Annotated in this window: 19 protein-coding genes and 2 tRNA genes; 12 read left to right on the forward strand and 9 right to left on the reverse strand. The window is 52.4% G+C overall.

The window, feature by feature from the left end:
• The first annotated feature begins 132 nt into the window (after positions 1-132).
• Positions 133-981, forward strand: a complete 849-nt coding sequence (locus tag RTN40_RS10435) for an NlpC/P60 family protein (protein WP_312228397.1) — start codon at positions 133-135, stop codon at positions 979-981.
• Between the two features lie 42 nt (positions 982-1,023).
• Here RTN40_RS10435 and RTN40_RS10440 read toward each other — a convergent pair whose 3' ends face one another.
• Positions 1,024-2,190, reverse strand: a complete 1,167-nt coding sequence (locus tag RTN40_RS10440) for an MFS transporter (RefSeq protein WP_312228398.1) — start codon at positions 2,188-2,190, stop codon at positions 1,024-1,026.
• Between the two features lie 183 nt (positions 2,191-2,373).
• The gene (locus tag RTN40_RS10445; protein WP_103820868.1) at positions 2,374-2,463 is read right to left on the reverse strand and encodes a YnhF family membrane protein; all 90 of its coding nucleotides are present in this window, start codon (positions 2,461-2,463) and stop codon (positions 2,374-2,376) included.
• A 297-nt stretch (positions 2,464-2,760) separates the two neighbouring features.
• On the opposite strand from RTN40_RS10445, the gene purR reads away from it, so the two are divergent.
• Positions 2,761-3,786: an HTH-type transcriptional repressor PurR gene (purR, locus tag RTN40_RS10450; RefSeq protein ID WP_312228399.1), complete on the forward strand. Its 1,026-nt coding sequence runs from the start codon at positions 2,761-2,763 to the stop codon at positions 3,784-3,786.
• Between the two features lie 31 nt (positions 3,787-3,817).
• Here purR and punR read toward each other — a convergent pair whose 3' ends face one another.
• Positions 3,818-4,729 (reverse strand): DNA-binding transcriptional activator PunR, encoded by a 912-nt coding sequence (punR, locus tag RTN40_RS10455; RefSeq protein WP_312228400.1) that lies wholly within the window; start codon positions 4,727-4,729, stop codon positions 3,818-3,820.
• Between the two features lie 137 nt (positions 4,730-4,866).
• Between punR and punC the strand changes: the two genes are divergently transcribed.
• Together punC and cfa are read left to right on the forward strand one after the other, a co-directional pair.
• On the forward strand, positions 4,867-6,024 hold the full coding sequence (gene punC / locus RTN40_RS10460; RefSeq protein ID WP_312228610.1) for a purine nucleoside transporter PunC: 1,158 nt from the start codon (positions 4,867-4,869) through the stop codon (positions 6,022-6,024).
• A 265-nt stretch (positions 6,025-6,289) separates the two neighbouring features.
• Complete coding sequence (gene cfa / locus RTN40_RS10465) at positions 6,290-7,438, forward strand: cyclopropane fatty acyl phospholipid synthase (protein ID WP_312228401.1); 1,149 nt, start codon at positions 6,290-6,292, stop codon at positions 7,436-7,438.
• Between the two features lie 44 nt (positions 7,439-7,482).
• Here the strand turns inward: cfa and RTN40_RS10470 are convergent, their stop codons facing one another.
• Positions 7,483-8,133 (reverse strand): riboflavin synthase subunit alpha, encoded by a 651-nt coding sequence (locus RTN40_RS10470; protein WP_312228402.1) that lies wholly within the window; start codon positions 8,131-8,133, stop codon positions 7,483-7,485.
• A gap of 228 nt (positions 8,134-8,361) precedes the next feature.
• Here RTN40_RS10470 and mdtK point away from each other — a divergent pair, with 228 nt between their 5' ends.
• Positions 8,362-9,735 (forward strand): MdtK family multidrug efflux MATE transporter, encoded by a 1,374-nt coding sequence (mdtK, locus tag RTN40_RS10475; protein ID WP_312228403.1) that lies wholly within the window; start codon positions 8,362-8,364, stop codon positions 9,733-9,735.
• A 50-nt stretch (positions 9,736-9,785) separates the two neighbouring features.
• On the opposite strand, the gene RTN40_RS10480 is transcribed toward mdtK, so the two are convergent.
• Positions 9,786-10,181: a DUF4440 domain-containing protein gene (locus RTN40_RS10480; protein WP_312228404.1), complete on the reverse strand. Its 396-nt coding sequence runs from the start codon at positions 10,179-10,181 to the stop codon at positions 9,786-9,788.
• Complete coding sequence (locus RTN40_RS10485; protein ID WP_312228405.1) at positions 10,178-11,557, reverse strand: MFS transporter; 1,380 nt, start codon at positions 11,555-11,557, stop codon at positions 10,178-10,180. The genes RTN40_RS10480 and RTN40_RS10485 overlap by 4 nt, the downstream gene beginning before the upstream one ends.
• A gap of 125 nt (positions 11,558-11,682) precedes the next feature.
• Here RTN40_RS10485 and RTN40_RS10490 point away from each other — a divergent pair, with 125 nt between their 5' ends.
• From RTN40_RS10490 to RTN40_RS10510, 5 genes are all read left to right on the forward strand, one after another.
• Positions 11,683-12,606, forward strand: coding sequence for a LysR substrate-binding domain-containing protein (locus tag RTN40_RS10490; protein WP_312228406.1), 924 nt, complete (start codon positions 11,683-11,685; stop codon positions 12,604-12,606).
• Positions 12,607-12,995: 389 nt separating this feature from the next.
• A tRNA-Val gene (locus RTN40_RS10495) sits at positions 12,996-13,072 on the forward strand.
• A 10-nt stretch (positions 13,073-13,082) separates the two neighbouring features.
• A tRNA-Val gene (locus RTN40_RS10500) sits at positions 13,083-13,159 on the forward strand.
• A 239-nt stretch (positions 13,160-13,398) separates the two neighbouring features.
• The gene (locus RTN40_RS10505) at positions 13,399-14,394 is read left to right on the forward strand and encodes an Ig-like domain-containing protein (RefSeq protein ID WP_312228407.1); all 996 of its coding nucleotides are present in this window, start codon (positions 13,399-13,401) and stop codon (positions 14,392-14,394) included.
• Between the two features lie 56 nt (positions 14,395-14,450).
• The gene (locus tag RTN40_RS10510) at positions 14,451-16,523 is read left to right on the forward strand and encodes a hypothetical protein (RefSeq protein WP_312228408.1); all 2,073 of its coding nucleotides are present in this window, start codon (positions 14,451-14,453) and stop codon (positions 16,521-16,523) included.
• A gap of 3 nt (positions 16,524-16,526) precedes the next feature.
• On the opposite strand, the gene RTN40_RS10515 is transcribed toward RTN40_RS10510, so the two are convergent.
• Together RTN40_RS10515 and RTN40_RS10520 are read right to left on the reverse strand one after the other, a co-directional pair.
• Positions 16,527-16,967, reverse strand: coding sequence for a hypothetical protein (locus RTN40_RS10515; RefSeq protein WP_312228409.1), 441 nt, complete (start codon positions 16,965-16,967; stop codon positions 16,527-16,529).
• Positions 16,968-17,152: 185 nt separating this feature from the next.
• Positions 17,153-20,662 (reverse strand): Ig-like domain-containing protein, encoded by a 3,510-nt coding sequence (locus RTN40_RS10520; RefSeq protein ID WP_312228410.1) that lies wholly within the window; start codon positions 20,660-20,662, stop codon positions 17,153-17,155.
• 519 nt (positions 20,663-21,181) lie between these two features.
• Here RTN40_RS10520 and RTN40_RS10525 point away from each other — a divergent pair.
• On the forward strand, positions 21,182-21,763 hold the full coding sequence (locus tag RTN40_RS10525; protein WP_312228411.1) for a hypothetical protein: 582 nt from the start codon (positions 21,182-21,184) through the stop codon (positions 21,761-21,763).
• Here the strand turns inward: RTN40_RS10525 and RTN40_RS10530 are convergent.
• Entirely contained in the window at positions 21,737-22,390 is a 654-nt protein-coding gene (locus tag RTN40_RS10530) for a phosphohydrolase (protein WP_312228412.1), read from the reverse strand. The two genes, RTN40_RS10525 and RTN40_RS10530, sit on opposite strands and share 27 nt — an antisense overlap.
• Before the next feature lie 225 nt (positions 22,391-22,615).
• Between RTN40_RS10530 and RTN40_RS10535 the strand changes: the two genes are divergently transcribed.
• A complete protein-coding gene (locus RTN40_RS10535; RefSeq protein ID WP_312228413.1) occupies positions 22,616-24,961 on the forward strand; it encodes an Ig-like domain-containing protein in 2,346 nt (781 codons plus the stop codon).
• Positions 24,962-25,063: the final 102 nt, after the last annotated feature.

Below are 25,063 nucleotides of genomic sequence, written 5' to 3' on the forward strand. Positions count from 1 at the left end.
GCTTGCTAACGAAACAGAGCTGTGGTGCGAAAAGTTTATTAACCTTTTGGCATTTTATGCTTTAGAATCGACGAGTTTTGTAAATCACACGCAAGCATTATTAGTTGCTTAACTGACTCAGGGGATTGCTCAGTGGCGCGGATAAATAAAATCTCGATCACGCTCTGTGCTTTGGTTTTTGCCTCGCTGACGTTCACGCCGCTGGCCGGGGCGTCCGAACAGGCGCGGCCCTCTGCCGTGCAAAAAACGCATTTGGCAAAATCATCAGAGCGAAAAAGCAAAAGCACTAATCAAAAGACATCAACGAAAAGCAGTGGCACTGCAAAAAGCAACACCAAAAAGAAGACCGATAAAAAAACCAGCGCTTCTAAAACCGCCTCTTCCAGCACCAAACGCGCGTCAAACAGCGCGAAAGCCAGCAAAGTCGCCTCCCGCCGTACAAAAAACAGCCCAGCTAAAACTGCTTCGCTCGCCGTCGCAGAAAAATGCACCGTGCGTAAAGGCCATAAATCACGCTGCGTGAAGGCAAAAGAGGGCAAACCGGAGACGCTGGCAGATCTGCATAAGGCGCGGGTACAGAAAGCCCAAAAAACAGCCATGAATAAGCTGATGGATCAACTCGGTAAACCCTACCGCTGGGGAGGGTCTTCGCCGCGTACCGGCTTTGACTGCAGCGGTCTGGTCTATTACGCCTATAAAGATCTGGTCAAGTTTCGTATTCCGCGCACGGCCAATGAGATGTATCACCTGCGCGATGCCTCTCCGGTCAATACCGGTGAGCTGCAGAGCGGCGATCTGGTCTTCTTCCGTACCCAGGGTCGTGGCACGGCCGATCACGTTGGTGTCTATGTGGGTAACGGTAAATTCATTCAGTCGCCGCGCAGCGGCCAGGATATTCAGATCACCTCCCTGAGCGAAGACTACTGGCAACGCCACTACGTAGGTGCCCGCCGGGTGATGACCTCTAAGACCCTTCGTTAATTACGCGTCCTGCCGGTATACGGCAGGACGCTCTCTTTTCGGTTACTCGACCGCGTATTCGCGTTCGGTTTGACCACGTCCGGAAACCAGCACCAGCAGCAGCGCCAGTACCGCAATCAGCGCGCCGGTCACGGGGACAACGCTGTATCCCAATCCGCTGGAGATCACCGCCCCGCCCGCCGCCGCACCCAGTGCATTACCGAGATTGAAGGCACCAATATTGACGGATGACGACAGACCCGGCGCCTCATGGGCTACGCGCATCACGCGCATCTGCAGCGGTGGCACCACGGCAAAGGTTGCTGCACCCCAGATAACCATGCTCACCGCCGCGCCCAGCTCGTTACGCGCCAGCAGCGGGATCGCCAGCATGATAACAATCAGCAGCAGGAAAAAGCCTTTCAGCGTGCCGCTTACGGAGCGATCCGCCAGCTTGCCGCCCAGGTAGTTGCCGATAGAGAAACCTACCCCAATCAGCACCAGCATGGCGGTAACAAACAGCGGCGTAGCATGGGCGATCTCATGCAGCACCGGCGCAATGTAGGTATAGAGGGTGAACATTGCTCCCGCCCCCAGCACGGTAGTCAGCAGCGCCGACAGCACCTGCGGCCGCACCAGCACGGCCAGCTCCTTACGCACCTCAGGACGCTCCCCTGCGCTGCCTTTCGGCAGGGAGAAGAAGAGGCTCAGCATTGAAATCACGCCCAACCCTGCGGTGGCAAGGAACGACATCCGCCAGCCGATGGTTTCACCCAGCCAGGTTGCTGCCGGCACGCCGCCGATATTGGCGATGGTCAGTCCCATAAACATGGTGGCTACTGCACTGGCCTGCTTCTCTTTGGGCACCACGCTTGCCGCCACTACCGATCCGAGGCCAAAAAACGCGCCGTGGTTAAGGCTGGTGATAATGCGTGACAGCAGCAGAGTGGTGTAGTCCGGGGAGAGCGCTGACAGCACGTTGCCCAGGGTAAAGATCGCCATCAGGAAGATCAGCGCGCTGCGGCGGGCGCGATGAGAGAGCAGCAGCGTCATCAGCGGCGCCCCTACCATCACGCCAATGGCGTAGGCACTAATGAGCATTCCCGCTGCCGGAATAGAGACATCGACCCCGCGGGCGATAGTTGGCAGCAGCCCCATCGGGGAAAACTCGGTGGTTCCAATGCCAAATGCCCCTATCGCCAGGGACAGCAGGGGAAAATTGATTTTCATGTTTTGACTCCAGAATTGCCGTGTCGAACAGGCGACACCGTCACAGAAGGCAAAAGCATGACACTTATCACAAAAAAACAGAAGTTATCAAACTAACAAAAGTTTATTGCCATTTTGATAACAATTAGGTGGGGGTAAAAGATAGATAACAGGTAGAGGGAGCGCGCGCTCCCTCATAGTGAATCAGTTTAACGCAGCGGTCAGCGCACCGGCAACAATCAGGCCCAGCACCACAACGGTCGTCATCAGGGAAAACTTCAGATCTGCACTCATCAATTTCTCTCCATTCTTATTACCCCACAAAAAGTGAGCCTGCGCATTTTTACACATTTATGGGCAAAAATCTTCTTTGATTTGGGGTGATATGCGTTTTAACGCTTCCCCTTTTCATCAAGATAAGACAAAATTCCACGCTAAATTTATTCGCGTACCGGCCATAGACCCCTCCTGACGTTCCGTGTCGTTTTCCCGGCGAATCGCAACCCCAAAGGTTGTATGAGGGCTGAGTTGAGGCAAACGTTTACCTACACTATTTTCAGGAACTTACGTCGTGGTCTGGAGTGACATTGCATGGCAACTATAAAAGACGTAGCGAAACGAGCAAACGTTTCCACCACAACCGTATCACATGTTATTAACAAAACCCGCTTTGTGGCGGAAGAGACGCGTAACGCAGTGTGGGCAGCCATTAAAGAGCTGCACTATTCCCCCAGCGCCGTGGCCCGCAGCCTGAAGGTTAACCACACCAAATCGATCGGCCTGCTGGCAACCAGCAGCGAAGCGCCCTATTTTGCCGAGATTATCGAAGCGGTTGAGAAGAATTGTTTCCAGAAAGGTTACACCCTGATTCTGGGCAATGCCTGGAATAATCTCGAGAAGCAGCGTGCCTATCTCTCAATGATGGCGCAGAAGCGCGTCGATGGTCTGCTGGTGATGTGCTCCGAGTATCCTGCCCCGCTGCTTAGCATGCTGGAGGAGTATCGCCATATCCCCATGGTGGTAATGGACTGGGGCGAAGCAAAAGCCGACTTCACCGACTCGGTGATCGATAACGCCTTTGAGGGTGGCTACATGGCTGGCCGCTACCTGGTTGAGCGCGGCCACCGCGAGATCGGCGTGATCCCCGGCCCTCTTGAGCGCAATACCGGCGCGGGCCGTCTGGCCGGTTTCATGAAAGCCATGGAAGAGGCACTGATTAACGTGCCGGAGAACTGGATCGTACAGGGCGATTTTGAACCCGAATCTGGCTACCGGGCAATGCAGCAGATCCTCTCCCAGCCGCACCGCCCTACCGCCGTGTTCTGCGGTGGCGATGTGATGGCGATGGGTGCGCTTTGCGCCGTCGATGAGATGGGCCTGCGCGTGCCGCAGGATGTTTCGCTGATCGGGTATGATAACGTGCGTAACGCCCGATTCTTTACCCCGGCGCTGACCACTATTCACCAGCCAAAAGACTCGCTGGGTGAAACCGCGTTTACTATGCTGATGGATCGCATCGTCAACAAGCGTGAAGAGTCGCAGTCGATTGAGGTTCATCCCCGCCTGATCGAGCGTCGCTCGGTGGCTGACGGTCCCTTCCGCGACTATCGTCGTTAATCCTCCTCGCTGAGGGTTCCTCGGGAGCCAATTACTCTGGCTCCCGCAGCCACTCCCGGTTAAGCGTGTCGCTATCACCTAAGTAATCCAGCAACCAGCCCAGCGCAGGCGAGTTATCGTTTTGCTGCCAGGTCAGGCAGCAGGCCGCATCCGGAAATGGCTCCTCCAGCTGTAGCTCTACCCACTCACCGCGATCGAGCCACGGTCTGGCAAAATGGCCTGGCACCATGCCCACGCACAGCCCAGCGCTCAGACATTCGGCGGAGGAGGTCCAGTCCGGCACTACCATTCGCCGCTGGTTATCCAGCAGCCAGGTGATCCGCTTGGGCAGCAGCCGGGAGGTATCCTCCCATACCAGCGATGGCCAGCCGCGCAAAATGTCATCGCTCAGCGGACCCTGTAATCCTGCCAGCGGGTGATGAGCAGCCACGACGCAGCGCCAGTTGAGCATCCCCATATCGCGAAAAGCAAAGCGTCCGCCCACCGGTATAGCCCGGGTGGCTCCAATGGCCAGCTCTACGCGGCCATCGGCCAGCGCGTCCCAGACACCGTTAAATACCTCTTTTTGCACCAGCAGCTCGACGTCTGAAAAATGGCGATAAAAATCAACGATCATCCGCCGGGTGCGTTCGGGGCGAACAATATTATCCACCGCAATGGCTAGCTGACCGCGCCAGCCGTTGGCAATCTGTTGGCACTGATGACGGGTGACCTGCATTTTTTTGATGACAGAGCGCCCCTCCTGCAAAAACCAGCTGCCAGCGGGCGTCAGTATCACATCTCGATGACGTCGCTCAAACAGCGGCACGGCCAGCCACTCCTCAAGCTGGCGTACGGTGTAGCTAATAGCTGAGGGTACCCGGTGCAGCTCCTGGGCTGCGGCGCTAAAGCTGCCGGTACGGGCGACGGTATCTACCACTTCAAGGGAGTAATCTGACCACATATTCTGCCTGCAAAATTTTTGAATGCACTGCGCAAATATTACCGTTTCACAACTGGTCTTGCACTGCCTACACTTTGCGGCTTTGTAATATGCACTCTTTATCACCTGTATATGAAAGATAAGAAGAAGGAATGATGATGTTACCTGGTAAAGGTTTTTTAGTCTGGCTGGCGGGATTAAGCGTGCTGGGCTTTCTGGCAACGGATATGTACCTGCCGGCGTTTACGGCCATTCAACAGGATCTCAATACGCCAGCATCGGCTGTCAGCGCCAGCCTGAGCCTGTTTCTGGCCGGTTTTGCCCTCGCCCAGCTGGTATGGGGACCGCTCTCGGATCGCTTTGGCCGCAGGCCGATACTGCTCTGCGGGCTGGGGTTATTTGCTATTGGCTGCATCGGCATGCTGTGGGTGCGTGATGGCACTACGCTGCTGGCGCTGCGCTTTGTACAGGCCGTGGGAGTATGTGCCGCCGCGGTGACCTGGCAGACGCTGGTCACAGACTACTATCCGGCCCAGCGGGTTAATCGTATATTTGCCACTATCATGCCGCTGGTAGGGCTGTCACCTGCCCTCGCTCCGCTGCTGGGAAGCTGGATCCTTGCCCACTCCCACTGGCAAACTATATTCACGGTGCTGTTTGTTATCACCCTTCTGCTGATGCTTCCCGCACTGCGCCTGAAAAAACCGCTGAAAAAGAGCCAGCCGCAGACCGCGCCCGTGACGTTTGGGCTGCTGTTACGCTCCCGCTTCTATTGTGGCAACGTGACAATCTATGCCGCCTGCTCGGCCAGCTTTTTTGCCTGGCTTACCGGCTCGCCGTTTATTCTTAGCGCGCTGGGCTATGGTCCCGCAGCGATTGGTTTGAGCTACGTCCCACAGACGATCGCCTTTCTCTTAGGCGGCTACGGCTGTCGGGCAGCTCTGCAACGCTGGCAGGGAGCACGCCTCCTGCCCTGGCTGCTGGCCCTCTATGCTCTGAGCGTTGTTGCCGTCTGGCTGGTGGCGTTCATTCCTCAGGTCTCCTTAACATTACTGCTGGCCCCATTCTGCGTTATGGCGATGGCCAACGGGGCAATCTACCCGATTGTTGTAGCCCAGGCGTTGAGTCCATTTCCACAGGCGGCAGGACGCGCCGCAGCGCTGCAAAATACCCTGCAGCTGGGCCTCTGCTTTTTAGCCAGCCTGCTGGTCTCAACGCTAATTGCTACGCCTTTGCTTACCACCACCAGCGTTATGCTGTTAACCGTGCTGCTTGCCGGGCTGGGTTACTATCTGCAAAAACACGCAGACAAATAATTAGTTAACTAACCATAATGGGTTGAATGACTGATTTTTGCGGCCTATACTCAATTCGATAATTTTTACTACTAAAAATAACGTGTTTCCCCAGGCGCAGGAGTGCGCCTGTTCTCCCATGGATGGCATTTTCGGCAAGGGCTATCTCCCTTCCTCTGTTCTACGTCGGATATCAACTCACGGTTCGTCCGTGGGATTTCTCACAAACCATTAAAAGCGTCTACGCTGTTTGAAGGTTCTGATCACATAGAGTGATGGAGAAGCTATGAGTTCATCGTGTATAGAAGAAGTCAACATACAGAGCGATAACTGGTTCCGTATCGCAAACGAACTGTTAAGCCGCGCGGGCATTAGCATTAACGGCACTGCCCCCTCGGATATCCGGGTGAAAAACCCCCGTTTTTTTAAGCGCGTGTTAAAGGAAGGCTCGCTCGGGCTGGGCGAGAGCTACATGGACGGCTGGTGGGAGTGTGACCGGCTGGATATGTTCTTTAGCAAGGTGCTTCGCGCCGGTCTGGAAAATCAGATGCCGCGCCACGTCAAAGATACGCTGCGTATCGCCGCCGCGCGGGTCCTTAATTTGCAAACCCAGAAGCGCGCCTGGATAGTAGGTAAAGAGCACTACGATCTCGGTAACGACCTCTTTAGCCGCATGCTTGATCCCTATATGCAATACTCCTGCGCCTACTGGAAAGAGGCACAGACGCTGGAGGAGGCGCAGCAGGCCAAGCTGCGGCTCATTTGTGAAAAATTACAGCTCCAGCCCGGCATGCGCGTGCTGGATATCGGCTGCGGCTGGGGTGGTCTGGCTTACTTTATGGCTAAAAACTACGGTGTCAGCGTGACCGGCGTAACTATCTCAGCCGAGCAGCAAAAAATGGCTCAGGCACGGTGCGAAGGGCTGGATGTCACCATCCTGCTGCAGGATTATCGCGATCTGAAGGATCAGTTCGACCGCGTGGTCTCCGTCGGCATGTTCGAGCACGTTGGTCCGAAAAATTACGCCACCTATTTTGAGGTGGTAGACCGCAACCTTAAGCCTGACGGTTTGTTCCTGCTCCACACCATTGGCTCGAAAAAAACCGACCATCACGTTGACCCGTGGATCGATAAGTATATTTTCCCTAATGGATGCCTGCCGTCAGTGCGCCAGATAGCGAACGCCAGCGAGCCTCACTTCATTATGGAGGACTGGCATAACTTTGGTGCCGATTACGATGTCACGCTGATGGCGTGGCATGAGCGGTTCATGGCGACGTGGCCGGAGATTGCCGATAACTACTCTGAACGCTTTAAGCGCATGTTCAGCTACTACCTGAACGCCTGTGCCGGTGCTTTCCGCGCACGAGACATTCAGCTCTGGCAGGTGGTATTCAGCCGCGGCGTCGAGAACGGCCTGCGCGTGGCGCGCTAGTCCTTACAAATAAAAACCCCGGCGCGCCGGGGTTTTTTTATGGATTACTCTTCGCTACTGCTGACCGAGGCGGCAATCATCGCCGCCTCTCGGCTGGCCAGCACGCGCTCTACCGTATCGACAATCGCCTGGGTCTGCGGATCGATCTCAATATTGACCTTGTGACCCAGTTTTTTATTACCCAGCGTGGTGCGCTCGAGGGTTTCCGGGATCAGGTGCACGCAGAAACGCGTCGGCGTCACCTCGCCCACCGTCAGGCTAATACCGTCCACGCCGATATACCCTTTATAGAGAATATATTTCATCAGGCTCGCGTCCTGAACTTTAAACCAGATTTGACGGTTATTTTCTGAGGCCAGAATTTTCACCACCTCTGCGGTAGTAATAATGTGCCCCGACATCAGGTGGCCGCCAATTTCATCGCTAAACTTCGCCGCACGCTCTACGTTCACCTCACTGCCCACGCTCAGCTCACCAAGGTTAGTGATACGCAGCGTCTCTTTCATCAGGTCAAAGCTTACCAGCGGGCCGTTGATGCTGGTGACGGTCAGGCAGCAGCCGTTATGCGCCACGGACGCGCCGGTCTCCAGCCCTGGCAGCATCGGCTCCGGCAATTCGACAACGTGGGTGCGGAAGTTGGGTTTTTCATCAATAGACACGATTTTTGCCGTGCCCTGTACAATACCAGTAAACATGCCTACAACTCCTGTAACCATTAATTCGGCGCAAGCCGTTTTGATAATTGCACAATAACAGGTGGAAAAAGAGGTTGCCAGCACTGCACCCGCCCTGGCTGTTTTTTCTCTGGCATATTCGCTGTTGCCCGTTACAATGGTTTGGCTATTTATCCTGCAATCTCTTCTCGCTGCCAGTAAAGGCGGCTTTTTCATGCTTTCCTATAACAACAATATACAGGTGTTTCCGTGCAGAAGTATTTTATCGAAGCACGCCAGCTGCTGGCGCTGGCTATCCCGGTGATCCTTGCGCAGGTTGCGCAAACCGCTATGGGATTTGTTGATACCGTAATGGCCGGGGGCTACAGCGCTACCGACATGGCGGCCGTCGCCATCGGTACCTCCATCTGGCTACCGGCGATCCTTTTCGGCCACGGTCTGCTGCTGGCCCTGACCCCGGTTATCGCTCAGCTTAACGGCTCAGGCCGCCGGGATCGCATTGCCCAGCAGGTGCGCCAGGGTTTCTGGCTGGCTGGCTTTGTCTCTGTGCTCATTATGATCGTTCTTTGGAACGCCGGGCATATTATTAGTGCTATGCATAACATTGATCCGGAGCTGGCGGATAAGGCCGTGCGCTATCTCCGCGCCCTGCTCTGCGGTGCGCCGGGTTATCTCTTCTTTCAGGTAGCACGTAACCAGTGCGAGGGGCTGGCCAAAACCAAACCCGGCATGGTGTTTGGCTTTATCGGCCTGCTGGTCAATATTCCGGTTAACTATATCTTTATCTACGGTCACTTTGGCATGCCGGAGCTGGGCGGCGTCGGCTGCGGTGTCGCTACGGCGGCGGTCTACTGGGTGATGTTTATCTGTATGCTCTCATACATTAAACGCGCCCGCTCCATGCGCGATATCCGTCAGGACCAGCACTTTGCCAGGCCCGACTTCACCGTTCTTAAGCGCCTTGTGCAGCTCGGCCTGCCTATTGCGCTGGCGCTGTTCTTTGAGGTGACGCTGTTTGCCGTGGTGGCGCTGCTGGTCTCACCGCTGGGCATCGTTGACGTGGCAGGTCATCAGATCGCCCTTAACTTTAGCTCGCTGATGTTCGTGCTGCCGATGTCGCTGGCGGCGGCGGTAACCATCCGCGTCGGGTTTCGCCTTGGGCAAGGTTCAACTCTGGACGCGCAGACTGCCGCCCGTACCGGTCTGGGGGTCGGCGTCTGCATGGCAGTGCTTACCGCCATCTTTACCGTCTCGCTGCGGGAGCAGATTGCCCTGCTCTACAACGATAACCCCGAGGTGGTGCACCTGGCGGCGCAGCTGATGATGTTAGCGGCAATCTACCAGATCTCCGACTCCATTCAGGTGGTAGGCAGCGGCATCCTGCGCGGCTATAAAGATACACGCTCGATCTTTTTCATTACCTTCATCGCCTACTGGGTGCTGGGATTACCGAGCGGCTACCTGCTGGCGCTGACCGACATTGTTGTCGATCGCATGGGGCCGGCTGGCTTCTGGATGGGCTTTATCATCGGTTTGACCTCGGCGGCGATCATGATGATGCTGCGGATGCGCTTCCTGCAGCGTCAGCCCTCAAGCGTGATCCTCCAGCGCGCTGCACGATAATCCACCACCACCAGCCGCCTGCAGGCGGCTGTTTTAATTTCCCTCTCTGGCTAAGTTTGAGGCAGAGACGTCTCGTGAAGATGCCGCCAGATGGCATAACCGTCATGATCCAATTCAAACACAGCCGTTGAAAAACGGAGCGTTGCTTCCTGTCCGGGCAACTGCTGTAATTCTTTATAAATGACAGTGGCCCCCCTTTCATTTTCAGCAATAATTTGCATACCGTTAATTTCAATATTCAGACCCTGACGGGCACCACGCTGCGTAGCGAAAAAAGCCTTTAATGCAGCAAAATCGAGCAAAGCTCCACCCGGTGTTACCATCGAGAATTTCGGGCTGAAGCGTGACAGTAATTTTTCACAGATATCAGCATGCGCATCGGCATCACCTAACCAATTCTGGATTAATACGTGGGCATCCAGTACTTCTTTGAAATAACGATTCATTTCTGCTCCTTACTCACTAAAGATATAAAACGCTGATTATTAAGACGATAACAGTACAGCACGGGAATAACGGCGCTGCATGCTGCTAATATAAAACAAAGGTGATAAGCCTCTTCTGTGGGCAGGCCGGTATTGGCAATCAGATTAAACAGAAGATTAAGCAGTGTGACGCCCAGACAGAAGCTGAGCTGGCGGTTGATGTTCCACAGCGCACTGGCATCAGCGAGTTCGCGGTCTGCTATCTGAATGAAAGCAGAGCTTTGTGCTGTGCTGCTACACAGGCTGCTGCCAAAACCCATCAGCGTGTACGCCATTACACAAACTGTCACATCCATAGTGTGTCCAGTCAGAGCTAGCAGACCAATACCGAAAGAGTTAATCAGACAACCTGATATAAACAGAGGGCGTGGTCCCCATATATTAAACTTTTTGCCTGTCATACTAATCGCTGCAAAAGAGGCCAGTGACCATGGCAGCATCATCGCGCCGACAAAGCTGGCACGCATGCCGAGCTGATTCTGCAAATAGAGCATGCTGAGCATATTCACACCGGTAAATACGCCTGGTATAAACTGATAAATCAGCATTGCTGTATGCAGAAGCGGATCCCTGACCAGATGCAGATTGATCAACGGCTTGCTGTTTGTCAGGGCATGCCATACATAACCCGCCAGGCAAAACATGCCGGCTGTCAGTATCAAACCTCCAGAATAAAGATGATTGGGTTCACCCAGATATGTCAGCCCCAGTAGTATCAAGGTTAATGCTGTGCAGCCACTCATTAAACCTAACAGATCTAACCGCTCGCGTGATTCTTCCTGCGGATCAGTTTTGAGCCAGAGCCAGGCCAGTAGCAAGGTGAAAACGGCCAACGGCAGGCTTGCCAGAAACACCCAGCGCCAACTGAGGCTGTCCACCAGAAATCCTCCCATGGCGGGTGACAGTGCCGGAGCCAGCAGGGCAATCAGCATCACAACTGAAGAGAGCTTTGCGCGTTCATGACTCTGATAGAGTGCATAGGTCATTGCCTGGCCAACAGGGATAAGTAGTCCGCCACCAACGCCCTGTATCCAGCGCCACGCAATAAGTTGTGATACTGATGATGACGCCCCAACTCCACAAGTGCCAGCAATGAAAATAAGCAGGGAAAACATGAAAAGTTGTTTAGCGCCAGCGCGTCTTGCCAGCCAACTGCTGAGGGGTATGACAAGCGTCAGGCCTAATATGTAACCATTACTTATCCATGCCACCTCGCTGACAGTGGCATCAAAGCGTCGCGCAATATCAGGATAAGCGACGTTGGCGATAAACATGTTTACCAAATCAATAAAGAATGCCAGAAGATATACGATGGTAGCGCGCGCACGATAATTCATTTTTTTCTCAAAAAATTACATCACAGGACGTGCAGTATACGAGCTGCGGAACAGAGGATAAATTTCCCTTCCATTGTTACACTGTCAAAATTATTTTGACAGTGTAACGCCAGAGAACATAAAAAATGATTAACATGCAACGCGCAGCAATCTTTGTTGCAGTGGTTGAAGCAGGAAGTTTTACCAACGCAGCCATGACGCTGGGCCTGACTAAAGCGGTCGTCAGCTCTAATGTTAAAGTGCTGGAAAAAGAGTTGGGCGTATCATTACTGTCCAGAAGCACCAGACATGTTTCAATTACGGATACCGGTGAAAGATTTTACCAGCACTGTCTGCGCCTCCTTCAGGATGCCGAACGTGTTCTTGATGCCATTCGTAGCGATCGCTCAGGATTAAGCGGTTCACTCAGAATTACTACCACATCGGAATATGGCGTGCACGTCGTTGTCCCGGCACTGGCTGCCTTCAGTGCCCGACATCCGCAACTGCGTATACAACATGTTTCGTCATCCCAAAATGACGATCTCATTTCCGGTCGTTTTGATGTCGCAATACGGCTTGGCCATCTTGCCGATTCCAGTCACCACGCTCGTCTCATTGATCAATTTGATATTTATCCAGTTGCTTCCCCTGCTTATCTGAATACGTTGGGAGAGCAGTATGTCGTGGAACTTGCACAGCTTGCTAAGGCAAAATGGATTGCTCACAGTCGTTTATCCACGCCACTGAGCTGGCAGGTAACCACACCAAAGGGAGAAAGTGTCATTTTTAACGTCCATAACTCCGCCATGATTATGGCCGACAGCGCCTCTTCATTACTGGCTTTTACCCTGGAGGGCGCAGGCGTCGCGCTTTTACCTGGCTGGCTGGTAAAAGATGAACTGGCCAGAGGAAATCTGATTCGGTTACTGCCAGACCATCATTTCCCCCGGCAAGGCATTTACGCGCTCTACCCTAATACACGCCATGTGCCAGAAAAAGTACGCGCATTTATTGATTTTCTGCAAACCAGGGTCGATAGCATGGGTAAAGGCGATATGCCTTCATAAATCTGTTTAAACAACCCAGAGTTTAAGCTGCTCTCTGTTAATAATTCAGGCCTACCTGTGCCTGCGGCTACAGTCAGCCGGAGCTAACCCGTCTTTCATACCATGGGACACGATAACGCTAAGAGGATTTACACGTTTTACATGAAATGGATTTCAGACAGGGGTGTCGATCAGATAACTATGCTGAACGGGAAATTGCTGACATTCATCTCCCCCTGATGCCCCTAAGAAGATTTACGATTAAAATTTATCCTTATGCATCAACCAAATGTGTGTTTTATGTATAAAAGTTCCGCAATCGCGTGAAATCAGTGATAAAAGTGCTTTTTTCTGCTTGCCACAGCCGCCGCCTGCCGCTAATATTCGTCCCCGTTGTCACACACAACGTTGCGTTCATAGCTCAGTTGGTTAGAGCACCACCTTGACATGGTGGGGGTCGTTGGTTCGAGTCCAATTGAACGCACCATCTTCTTAGTGCGTCCGTAGCTCAGTTGGTTAGAGCACCACCTTGACATGGTGGGGGTCGGTGGTTCGAGTCCACTCGGACGCACCAAATCTCTGGCAGTACCCCTCTTAATTCTATTCCGCTATTTTTATTCAGCAAAACAACCCTTACTTTTCAGCCTATATAAACGTCCTTTCCACTATTTAATACTTAAGACCCCTTCACTTTTTTTAAACATCCTGCGTACTTTTTTTGACCGACCGCCCCCCTCAATTACCCATATAGTTTCCGGGTTCCACAGAGATTATCTGTTATCTGGAACACTACTTTTAATATGAGGGTTAATTATGTCTACTGTAAATGCTACAAATACTATTTCCTCAGTCACTGCCGAACCGCTGAGCGCAGCGCCGGGAGATGAAGTCACGTTAACTGCAGTCGTACTGGACGATACTGGTGCACCCGCAGCCGGTGTAACGGTCACCTGGGTTACTCTGTCCGACCAAAAATCAACGACCTCTGTCACTGATGACTCTGGTGTGGCAACGCTCTCCGTAGAGAGCGATAGCCCTGAGCTTATTACTTATGCAGTCTACGTTGACGATGACTCTTCCACCGCGATGCTGGCTGAAGCGCGTTTTTATGACGAGAACACGCCGCGTGTCTTTGTGCCTAACGGCATGGATGGCGAGCTGGATCAGTATGATGTTGCGGAGAAGGTTCAGGTTATTATTGAACCCTTTGATGAAGCTCGTGCTGAGGACGTGCTGACCTTCTGGTGGGATGATATTCACAGTTACACTATGCAGGTTGTCGATCCGGCCACCGATTTCCCTTTAACCATCGATGTGAGTAACACCTTCCCGCCGGCCTGTCTGGCAAACGGCACCTACGAGCTGTTTTATCAGTATATCGATACTCGTAAAAACGTGCTGGTTTCTCCACCGTGGACCGTCTCCGTTACCGGCGGTGTCTTGCCGCCTACCCTGGCTGCTCCAGAGTTTCCGCAGGCTGCAGACGATGGCTGGATCAATAAACGTGAAGCCGACGAGGGTATCCAGATCCACGTTAACTACACGGGGATGGCTGTAAATGACCAGATCGATCTCACCTGGCAGCTGTATGATGAGAAACATATTCAGATAGATACGTTGATCATTCCAAGCTACACCGTTGTACAGGGCGATCTGGATAATGGTTACGTCGAGTTTATCCTGACGCCGGATCAGGTCCCACCGGTACAGTCTGGTTCAGCTCAGGCGTGGTATACCATGACTCCGGCCAACCATGGCGACGTTCAGTCCTCCATCGTTGGCGAAGTCGGCGTCGATACAATTGCTTAATTAATCTCTAAACCAATGGCTATCTTCGGATAGCCATTTTTTTCCGTGAGGTATTTATGAGCGAAACGTTGATTCCGCCCAAACTCCCCCAAATGTCTGCTGATGGCGTAATTAATCAGCAGGATCTTACTCAGGGTGAGGGTGTACTGATCGTAATTGAAGAGTCCCCTAATGCGCACCAGGGTGACTATTTAACCGCCTACTGGAATGGCATGCAGATTGGCCTGCTCTATATAGAAGACGATCCGGCGGCATACTTCCCCTGGACGTTGGTTGTTCCCGCCAGCCTTGCGCCCGATGGCAGCTATCAGGTCTGGTACAGCCGGCTTGATGAGGCGAGTAACCTTATCGCCTCGCCCATTGTTACGGCGGTGGTGCAACGCAATGATATCGGCACGCTTCCTGCGCCCGATTTCCCTGAAGCTGATGCCAGCGATACGATTACAGATGCCGATATCGCGGATGGCAGTACCCTGGTACACGTTCCGGCCTACAGCGGTATCGCCACAGGCGACCAGGTGTGGGTTTACTGGGTAGGCGCTGACAGCAGTGGATATACCATTCCTGAAAGCGTCACCACTCTTACTCATACCGTCGGTTCGGCCGATATTAGCAAAGGGTTCGACGTTGCTATAGCCGCCCCCTACGTCACGGCGATTAATATCGGTAGTGCAACCGCCTGGTATACCGTCACGCCTGTCGCGGGCAGCACTGCTGAAAGCTCTGACAGCGCCACCGTTAATATTGATATGAGCCAGGTATCATTACCACCGCCAACCTTCCCTGAAGGCAATGATGGTTGGATCGATGCAACCGAAGCGGCTGACGGCACGCCAGTGACCATTCCCGCCTACGCGAATATCGGTGTCGGTGATGTAGTGACCCTATACTGGCAGGGCTTCAACAATGGGACACCGGTTACCGGTACAGCCTGGTCAACAACCCATACCGTAACAAGCAGCGATCTTAGCGCGGGTTTCTCGGTTGTCGTCCCGGCAGCGTCTGTTCTCCCGGTCGGTATTGGGACAGCCCAATCCTATTATGACGTAACCTTTACCTCTACACAGTCACGCGGTGTCTCCACTGCCGCATCTGTCAATATTGATACCGTCCATTCAGTGCTGCTGCCTCCTCCCGCTTTCCCGGAAGCGGCGGGTGATAATACCATTGACAGTACCGAGTATGTTGACGGAACACCGATTGTCGTTACCTATTCAGGTATGAACGTTGGCGACGGCGTTAACCTGTACTGGCAGGGCTTTGAATCTGATGGCGTGACGCCCGTGTCGGGTACTACCTGGAGCGACATTCACACCGTAACCGCACAGGAGATGACGGCCGGATCCTTTACTACTACGGTCCCCGCCGCCTTTATTACGCCAATCGGTGATGGCAAAGCCTCCGGACAATATACAGTCAACTTCGCCTCCGGCGGCTATGCCGAATCCTCTACTGCTCAGGTAAACATTATGACAAAATTAACGAACCAACTTTATCTGAACGCCGCGACGGGCGCCCCCTGGCGGGATAATACCAGCGCACCGGTTGTGCCAGTCAATACTCTCACCGTTTCGGGTCCCGCAGGAGCGGGTATTTATGTTTCACTTTCTCAGAATGCCTACTTTAACGAAACAGGCACCTCAGTATGGCAAAGTAATCTGGACGAAACAGGCAGCGCCATTCTGCATGTGTTTAGTTTTGCGCCTGGGTTAATTAGCGTAAGTGCCTATCTCACCTCTAATCCGGGCGTAACGGCAACGGCCAGCATGGTGTTTGGTGACTATCTACCGGGGACCGGCTCGTTAGCGGGCTATGCGATCTCCACGGGTGCGGCGGCAAATGGCCGCTCTCAGGGGCATCTTTATATTCGCGCTCACCCCTCCGAAGATATTACTTACGCCCGCATCAGCCTTAACACCGGGAACGCAACAATGGAGGGCTACCCTTTCTCCGTAGCAAATATTCCCCTCTATGAAGATGGTTCCTGTAGCGTCGCGGTGCTGGATAGCGTGGCCGAAACCGTGAATTTTACCATCAGTCTTCCCCAGGCCTCTGGCTCTGCGGTAAGCTCTGATATTGTTTTTATCGCATTCCCGCCAGCTACTATCCAAACTGAAACCGATCGTTAATCGTTAACTTATATTTACCAGCGCTTCACCGAGTGGAGCGCGGGTAAAGCAGGTTAATGCACTCTTCCTGCTACAGTTAATTACCTTAACGCTATCAGCAAGAAAACCTGATAACCAGTTAAAATCGCTCTGCCATATTTTTACCGCGTTCTGATTAGGATTGCCAAGATCGGTATGGTCACCATGCCAGTGGCTCCCGGCGGCAATGGAGCAGTCGAAACCCAGTAAAATGATATTGCTGGCCCCACAGTAGCGCGCAAAAAGAGTGGCCCGTAAGCCAGAATTGAACGATCCGCGATAGTCAGGTTCGAAATAGTTCAGGTTAAATTCAGCGCTGGCCGGTTTGCTGCACGTCCAGCGCTGCGGGCCAGCCGGTAAATGGGTTACGTTCTTCTGCCACCAGCGACGATCGGCAGCGTAGATGTACGTACATTCCGGTACCATCTGCCAGGTCGAGTTTACGGCAATAACAGGAATACCAGCTCGGATAAGCGCCTCACAGTCCTCTCTGACTAACGAAGGGCCAGATGCACATACTGCAATGGTTTTATTTAGCGTCATAGTTTATTACTTACGTTGCTTAATATAAAAAAGCAGCCCTGGCGGACTGCTTTTTAGAGATATTTGAATCAGGCTATGGTATCTACAGTCTCAATTAATGGTGCAGACTGAACCGTAATGCCTGTACTTGGGCGCACTACCGTACCCTTTGCAGTAGACACCAAACTATTCTCGTTATCCTCCAGGGGTTGCAAACCATCCACAAGCTCCTGCGGTACCGTAAAGTTAATATCCGAGCCAACCTCATCGGCTGTCACCGTATGTACCGGGGAGGTGTAGTCCGGCAATACCTGCAGCGGAGAATCCGGGGCTATCTCGCCTTTAATCACAAAATGGACCGAGGCCTGATCGCCAGCCGCCATTCCCGGCCAGGCTTTCATCCGAATGGTTAGCCCACCCTCAACTGCATAATGATTGATGCCGGAGTTGCGAACTTTAGGATATTCGATGGTCACCGGGCCAAAGCCAGCCTCAATAAACGAAGCGGTGGTCTGCCCCGTTTTACCGCCCGCCGCTGCGGTGATGGTTAACGACTCCGCGGTGGTGTCAACAAACGAGAGTTTTGCTATCCCGTTTTCATCCGTATTGACGGTCAGCGACGTTTTAGGCACGGCATTGCCTGCGCTAATTGACCATATCACCTGCACATTAGGCATCGGCGCACCGGCTTTGTCCGTTACCACCGCCTGCGCCTCGTCGGTTGCCTTACCGTCTGCCATTGCCCCGTCGGTCAACATGGTGACGGCAACATTGTCTGCAGGCACCTCGGTGAAGATAGAAAAGACCTGACCCGATTTCCCCCCTGCGCTGGCCGTTAACGTCACGGATTCAACGGTAGTATCAACGACGTTCAACGTTACATAGCCGTTTGCATCGGTCACAGCGGTAAGGGATGAGGTCGCTTTCGCGTTACCGCTGACGCTCCAGGTCACATCGACGCCCTGCATCGGTTGGCCTTTATCATCCAAAACTTGCGCCTGGGCGATATTCTCCGTCACGCCATCTGCGGGAGAGCTATTGGTTGTCATCTTGACGGTGATGCTGTTCACGTCATTCTGGGTAAAGGTGACATTAACACTGCCCTCCTGCCCACCGGCGCTGGCCTTAACCGGCACGGTTTCAGCCACGGTATCGGTCAGGCTGAGCTTAGCCACCCCGTTAGCGTCGGTGGTGACCGACAGCGGCGTAGTCGCACTGGCATGACTGCTGCCTAAGCTCCAGGTCAGACTGACCCCTGACATGAGGTTGCCCTTAGAATCGGTCACGACGGCCTGCACGTCGTTGGTCGATGCACCATCGTTAGGCGCATTGTTTGTGATAACGCTGACGTCTATCCCTTTCACATCTACCTGGATAAAGGTCACGCTGGCGCTACCCTGTTGACCACCGGCGCTGGCATTAACCGTAACGGTCTCAGCCACGGTATCCGTCAGGCTGAGGGTGGCGACTCCGTTAGCGTCAGTGGTGACAGAGAGCGGCGTCGTGGCACTGGCGTGGCTGCTGCCTAAACTCCAGGTCAGATCGACCCCGGGCATAGGATTGCCTTTGCTATCAGTGACCACAGCGCGAACGCCGTTGGTCGATGCGCCATCGGCTGGCACGTTGTTCGCGGTGACGCTGACATCGATGGCAGAGACCGACACAGCGTTAAATACCGCCTGCGTCTGGCCACTCACTCCATCCGCGGTCGCGGTCACCGCCTGGCTCTCTGCAACCTTATCCGTCAGCGTTAACGTGGCGATACCGTTCTGATCCGTGATGCTGGTCATAGGCGTTGTCGCTACCGCGCTACCTTTCCCCAGTGTCCAGGTAATGCTTTTCCCGGCAAGGAGGTTACCATGATCGTCTACGGCCTGGGCTTGGGCGACGTTGGTGCTTATGCCGTCTGCTGGCGCATTATTCTTGCTCATCGTGACTTTCAGCGCAGAGACGTCTGCTGACTGGAAGGCAGAGCTGACCGTTTCTGTTTTACCTGCCGCCGTGGCGGTGAGCTTAACGGTACCCGCCTGCGAGCTGGTGAAGTGGACGCTTGCCTGCCCGCTGCTGTTGGTCACGGCATCGCTGCTGGCAATGGTGGCGCCATTATCCACTTTCCAGCTGATGGCCACGCCGGACATCGCCTGATCGTTTGCATCCTTAACGGTAACCTGGCCAGCGTTTTGATCCTGGCCGTCAGCCTGGCTGTTGTTTTTGGTTAGCTTCAGATTTAACGATGCAACGGATTGAACAAAGGTGGTTGTCGTACTGCGGACGATTGCGCCAGAGGTTGCGCTGACGCTATTTTGTTCAGCCGTGGTGTTCGTTACGTTTACTGACGCATTGCCGTTTGCATCGGTTATTCCCGTGGCTGAACTGAGTTTGCCCTGGCCGGTGATGCTCCAGGCAATTGATACATTTTTCAGGGCGTCGCCGTTGTTATCAATCGCATGGACCGTAACGGTATTGGCCGTTTTACCATCAGCCGGGCTACCGTCTACGGCAGAATAAATAGCGAGGTCGGATAAGACCGCCGTCTGCTGTTTCTTCTTATACTGCAACACAATTTCATTGTTGCGATCGACAAGATCGTAACGGCTGCCTGCAAGGCTACGACGGAATGCCACCTGATCGGAGGAGAGCTGTGATTCGAGGGACTGGCCCAGTGCATAGCGGAAATTCAGGCTAAAGCGGGTTTCATCCATTGAGTCCTGACCGCGTTTATAGTCCACGCCAGCGGTAATAAGAGGAACAGGCGTGTAGTTAACGCCGAGAGTGACTGCCGACGGGTTACTTTGCAGATGATCGGTATCGAAGAGAGCAACATCATCGCCATGGTACTGTTCGTACATGGCTTTGACGCCGAGCTGCGGGTACGCAGGTAGATAACCTTCCGCCCTGACATCGAATCCATCCGCAGGTTTTTCGTTATAGTCGTCGAAATCTCGGGATGAGTGCCAGTCAGTGGTCCCGACGTAGACGTTCCCGGCAAGCTTCAGATAGTCTGTCCAGGCTTCTGAACCAAAGCTAATGCGTCGGTTTTTACCGGTAAAGTCATCGTCAAAAAAGACGTTTCCACCCAGCATCCAGTCTTTTAAATAGAAGGTGCGTACGCCAAGCCCGAAGTTACCAGTCAGGCGATCGTCCGGGCTACGTAAGCCAACCTGTGAAAACAGCACTGACTTCTGGTTATCGTACAGCGGGGCAAGGAAGTCAAAAGCGCTGTCATCCCAGTTACCGTTATCATCGACGTTTAGCAGGACCCGGGCTGTACCAAACTGACTCAGCCACTCCTGCACGGAAGAGGCGGCATAGCCGGTTGCAGCGGAGGTGGCGGCCCCGGTCAATCCGGATGTCCCGGTTGAAGAGAGGGCGCTGGCAACCGTACTGAAATTTTCGCTGCCGGGAAGGGACGCCGGTGCGGATGCCCGGTCCACGGAAAACGGCGAGACCGGTGTCGTTGCCGCCTGTGTTTCGGCATGGGCATTCATACTGGCTATCGAGACCAGCGGCATGGCCGCCTGTAATATAGCCTGAAGCCATACCACGCCAATAAAGGCGCGTTTTCTTCTCAACTTAGAAAATAGTGTGTTCTCACTCATATCATTACCTATTTTAGGCAGCACAACGCTACCAGGCCGCCATTTTTAAACTGCGAAAAAGCCATAAACCGTTAGAAATATTTCAACTTCATATAAATTCATTTTTTAGTGGCTTCGCTAAAAGGATTATTCAGACAAATACCTTCTCCTTTCGCGAAAAGAAGATCGTATCAGAAATTCATTTTCCCTTTAACCTCACCAGCAGATCCTTTATGAGACACTAAAATAAATTGACAATGTCGGCTGCATTTGAAAAATCTTAAAACCAAAAGCTCAAAACCCTTCATTTATTAGCACCAAAGCCTTTGAATAGGCGAAAAAAAGTTACTTGCCACTAATAATTGCACCCTATTCTTTGAAAATTTTATGAACATACACGGTGGTTTTATAACACTATTTAACATATATCATTAACGGCTTTGCTTTAAGCAAATCATGATCACATGTAACAAAACATATATTCATAGTAATAATGGAAACCAATTTTTAATAAGGTATAAAATGCGATCTTGTTTACCCATGTCCAGGCGAGCCATTATTGTCGCATCTGGCCCGTCAGCTAAGAATTTCACTCCTCCGCCAGGCATAACTATTATTGCGGTCAACGGCGCTATCGACTGGTTGCCTCGCGTAGACCACTTTTTTACCCTCGATCCCTCTGCCGCTAACCTGGCTCGTTTGCATAGCAGGAGAGATGGCGTTATCTACCATGCGGCAGGCTTGAAAAGCGCTGTTCCAGAGGTGCTTGCTTACCGTCGGCTGGCTCGACGAGGCCAGGAGCCACGAGAAAAAGGTTCCCCAGCGTGGTGGCTATGGCGCTGGTCCGCGGTATGCGGTTTATCGGAAAATAAAAATGCAATTCACTCAGGAAACAGCGCCTATGGCGCACTGGGGCTGGCTTATCATCTGGGATTTAAGGAGGTTGCGCTTATCGGGGTTGATGCAACTAATCAGCCCCGTATCGAAGGCGGCAGGTCAAATAATCTTTCCCACCTGCCGCTGCTTTTTGCCAGCGCCCGCCCGCAGATAGATGTTGTCAGCTGCGGAGAGCTGACGGGCATCCCCCAGATGTCGTTAGAGGCATGGTGTCGGAGAAGCTAAAGGCGGTATCCAGGGCAAAGTCAGTTTCCAGGGTCTTGGCCTGCCGTGGAAGCAGACTATTTTTGCCCCTGCAGGCAGCCTCTTGCTACCTCGCGAAAACGTCGGACTGAATCCAGCCATTCCTCTGCCAGCAATATGCGCTTTATAGCTAACAATTTCTCCGGGATACCGATCCTGAAGAAAATTAAAATCCACTATCTCACGCAGCAGCTCGCCATCACCTCTATATGTGCTCAGCTCGTCGTTAGTCATCGCGCTGAGCTTCTGCCAAACAGATAACTTGGCGGCGTGAGGAATAAGCATAATGCCAGAGGCCGCATAGTCTGGGAAATAGAAGTCTCTTAACGCCGACAGGGTATTATCCGTAAGCATATGATCAAAGCCCCCCACGATAACCGTATCCAGATCAACATAGAAGATATCATCCTTTATCAAATCCGGATCAAACAGTTCAAGTTTGGCGAACCAGCCCGTCCAGTCTTTTTTTAGCGCCACGCTCTTTATGCCCTCTATCTCCACATCTGTTAAACAAATATGGTCGTAGCGTGAGCAGAGCTGTTTATCAAGCCAATAAACATGCTCAGCGGTATACTCACCTCCGCTGCGTAATACCGTCACAATCTTCATCTCAAATCCTCATCGAAAAAAAACATAATCACTTGTAATGTTGGATCTTTTTCTGAGGTATTTTTCATCAAAAAAGATTTTCAATGCGCGTTAAAAAAGATTTCGCTTCTATATTTCACCTCTCATTCTGCTTTATTTGCACAATTCCCTTTTTATCTGCCGCTAAAGTCTGATTTCCCCTGTGGGTTCTCTCTTTTATCTGTTTTATGCTCAAGGAGATTTACCATGACACCATCCCTAACTGACGTTCAGGACTCTTCACTCGCTTTCTATTCGCTGCCCAATTATGCGGGCGATACTCTGCGTGTTGTTCATGGACAGACCGGCCTTGTCGCATCGTCAGGCTCTTTATGGGCCGAGCAGTCCGTCTCCGTTCCCGGCACTGATAATTTGTATACTTTCTTATGGAGCAGCGTTGATATCGGCAATCCAGCCTTCTCCTATACTGGCCACGTTGAGCACTATATCACCACCAGTATTCCCAATATTGCCTCTTCTCTCTCGATGCCTCAGTATCCGCTGCAGTTCCTCGGTGTTGATGCCGCTCTCGCAGTACCGGTCTTTGTGCAGCTGAGTGGCGAGTTCAGCTCGCAAAACTGTTTTGCCTCCTCTTCCCTGGTTCCCGGATCCTCTACCAAAGTTTCCACTTTTGCTTCTTTCGCCAACGAGGGTGCTCTCGCTTTCATTCAGAATATTAACGGTGCGTCTACCCTCGCCTCTCTGACGTTCGGCACGTTGAACGAGGCATCCGGCACGGTGATGTGGTCCGCCTCCGGCTCCGTCATACTTGTCTATAACAATGATACGCTGACCTTGGCCTCCGTCTCTGGATTGCCCACCGGCTGGTCCTTTGGCCCCCCGCTGCGCCAGGATGACGGCTCCTGGCTTGTCATACTTTCTGTCGCTTCCCTACCTGCTACGGCAGAGATCGGCAGCCTGACCAGTGACAAAACCAGCATAGAGAATAACGGTACCGATATCGCCACCTTCTCAGCCACCGTCATCGACTCCGCGTCTGAACAGGCGCTCGCTAACGTCTCTGTTGACTGGAACACGACGCTTGGCAACCTCAGCGTCAGAACCTCCCTGACCAACAATAGCGGCATCGCTACGGTGACCTTGACCGATACAGGCGATATCGGCACCGCCACAGTAATGGCTCGCATCAGCAACGGCAGTGCTAAATCACAAGCTATCAATCTGGTTGTTTCATCCAGTAATGCCTTACTTTACAGCGAGACAAACTACCAGGGCGAACTCTTTGAACTTCAAGAGCATGCCAGCGTACAGATGAGGACAGCGCTGCGCCAATGGCTCTGGAAGTCAGCCAGAGTCGGGGTTAAGCGCTTATTCAGCCGCACGGTCATTCAGGATGTAAATAATTTCAATTTTTTGGGCTACGCGGATAACGTGAGCGCAAATGATGTTGCCGATATCACCACACTCTATGATTCAAAGACCTCTCCCTGGGTCGAAGCGACAGCATTAGGCAGTAATGATATTGTTATACGAAGCACGCTATTATCTTCCGATCTCACATCTACGTTGGTTGCCTGCGCTGAACAACATTGGCCAGCAACAATGACGACAGCCTCTCTTACTATTGCAGGTAAGAGCAACAGCGGCATTATTGCTGTTATGGATAAAACCCAAGCAAAGATAGCTATACCGCTTTTAATTGGTGAACTAAATTCAGCGGGGAATGCTGACTGGATCGGCGGTACATCATTGATTGTCACATGGGATGAAGTAAACCAGATGCCCGTAGTGATGCTGGCAGGTGGAGATTCACAGGATTTTCTTTTAGGATCTGTGACAACAACCGCCACTTCTGGAGAATATGCAGTATCCCTGTTTGTAAAAAATAACCGAAGCTCAATTAGCAGCGTGGTAAGCGACAAACCTGTACTTATAGTCAATGGCAGTGACCGGGCGTTAATAACCGCAACCGTGGTTGATGGACATCAATCCCCACTGAAAAATACGCCTGTATTCTGGACCGCAACGTCCGGTAAATTGAGTAGCCAAAGTAGTGTAACCAACGCGCAAGGAGAAGCATCTACTTTATTAATGGCAACGCAGGAAGGCATAATTACCGTCACCGCTACGCTGGAGAATAGCAATAGCAAATCAGTCACGGTTAATGCTATAGCCGGGCCTTCTGTCTTTCCACAGTTTATTGCAACCAACATCAAGAAGGGCACCAGGGCAGGGACAATTAGTTTTGAGCTGATCGCCCACAATTACCCGGGAGCACAAAACTATGTATTCAGATTCTACACACAACCCTTGAGTGGTAATAACCCAGGCGCTCCAACCACAACCCTTTACCTGACGGATACCTCTTCTGTTCATCTGTACGACACAGCCTATAGCGTTACCAATAGCTATATCCAACAAAACGCCTCAACTTATATTTCAGGATCAGACTGGAAAGCAACCCTGCACATTATTATTAACAACTTAAACCTTGCAACTTCTGACTGGGAAGGCGGAACGATCAATTTAACTATCGCTAACGGCAGTAGCACATTTACATCAGCACCCAGTATTTACATTCCTGCAATGTAAAAACAATGAGGCCTGAGATTTCAGGCCTCATTGTTTAAGGAAAAAAGAACTTACTTAAAACGAACATGGGCTTTGATTTCATATTTTACCCCCATTTCTGCT

Origin of the sequence: Pseudescherichia sp. (genome assembly GCF_031987975.1) — a bacterium.
GTDB lineage: Bacteria > Pseudomonadota > Gammaproteobacteria > Enterobacterales > Enterobacteriaceae > Pseudescherichia.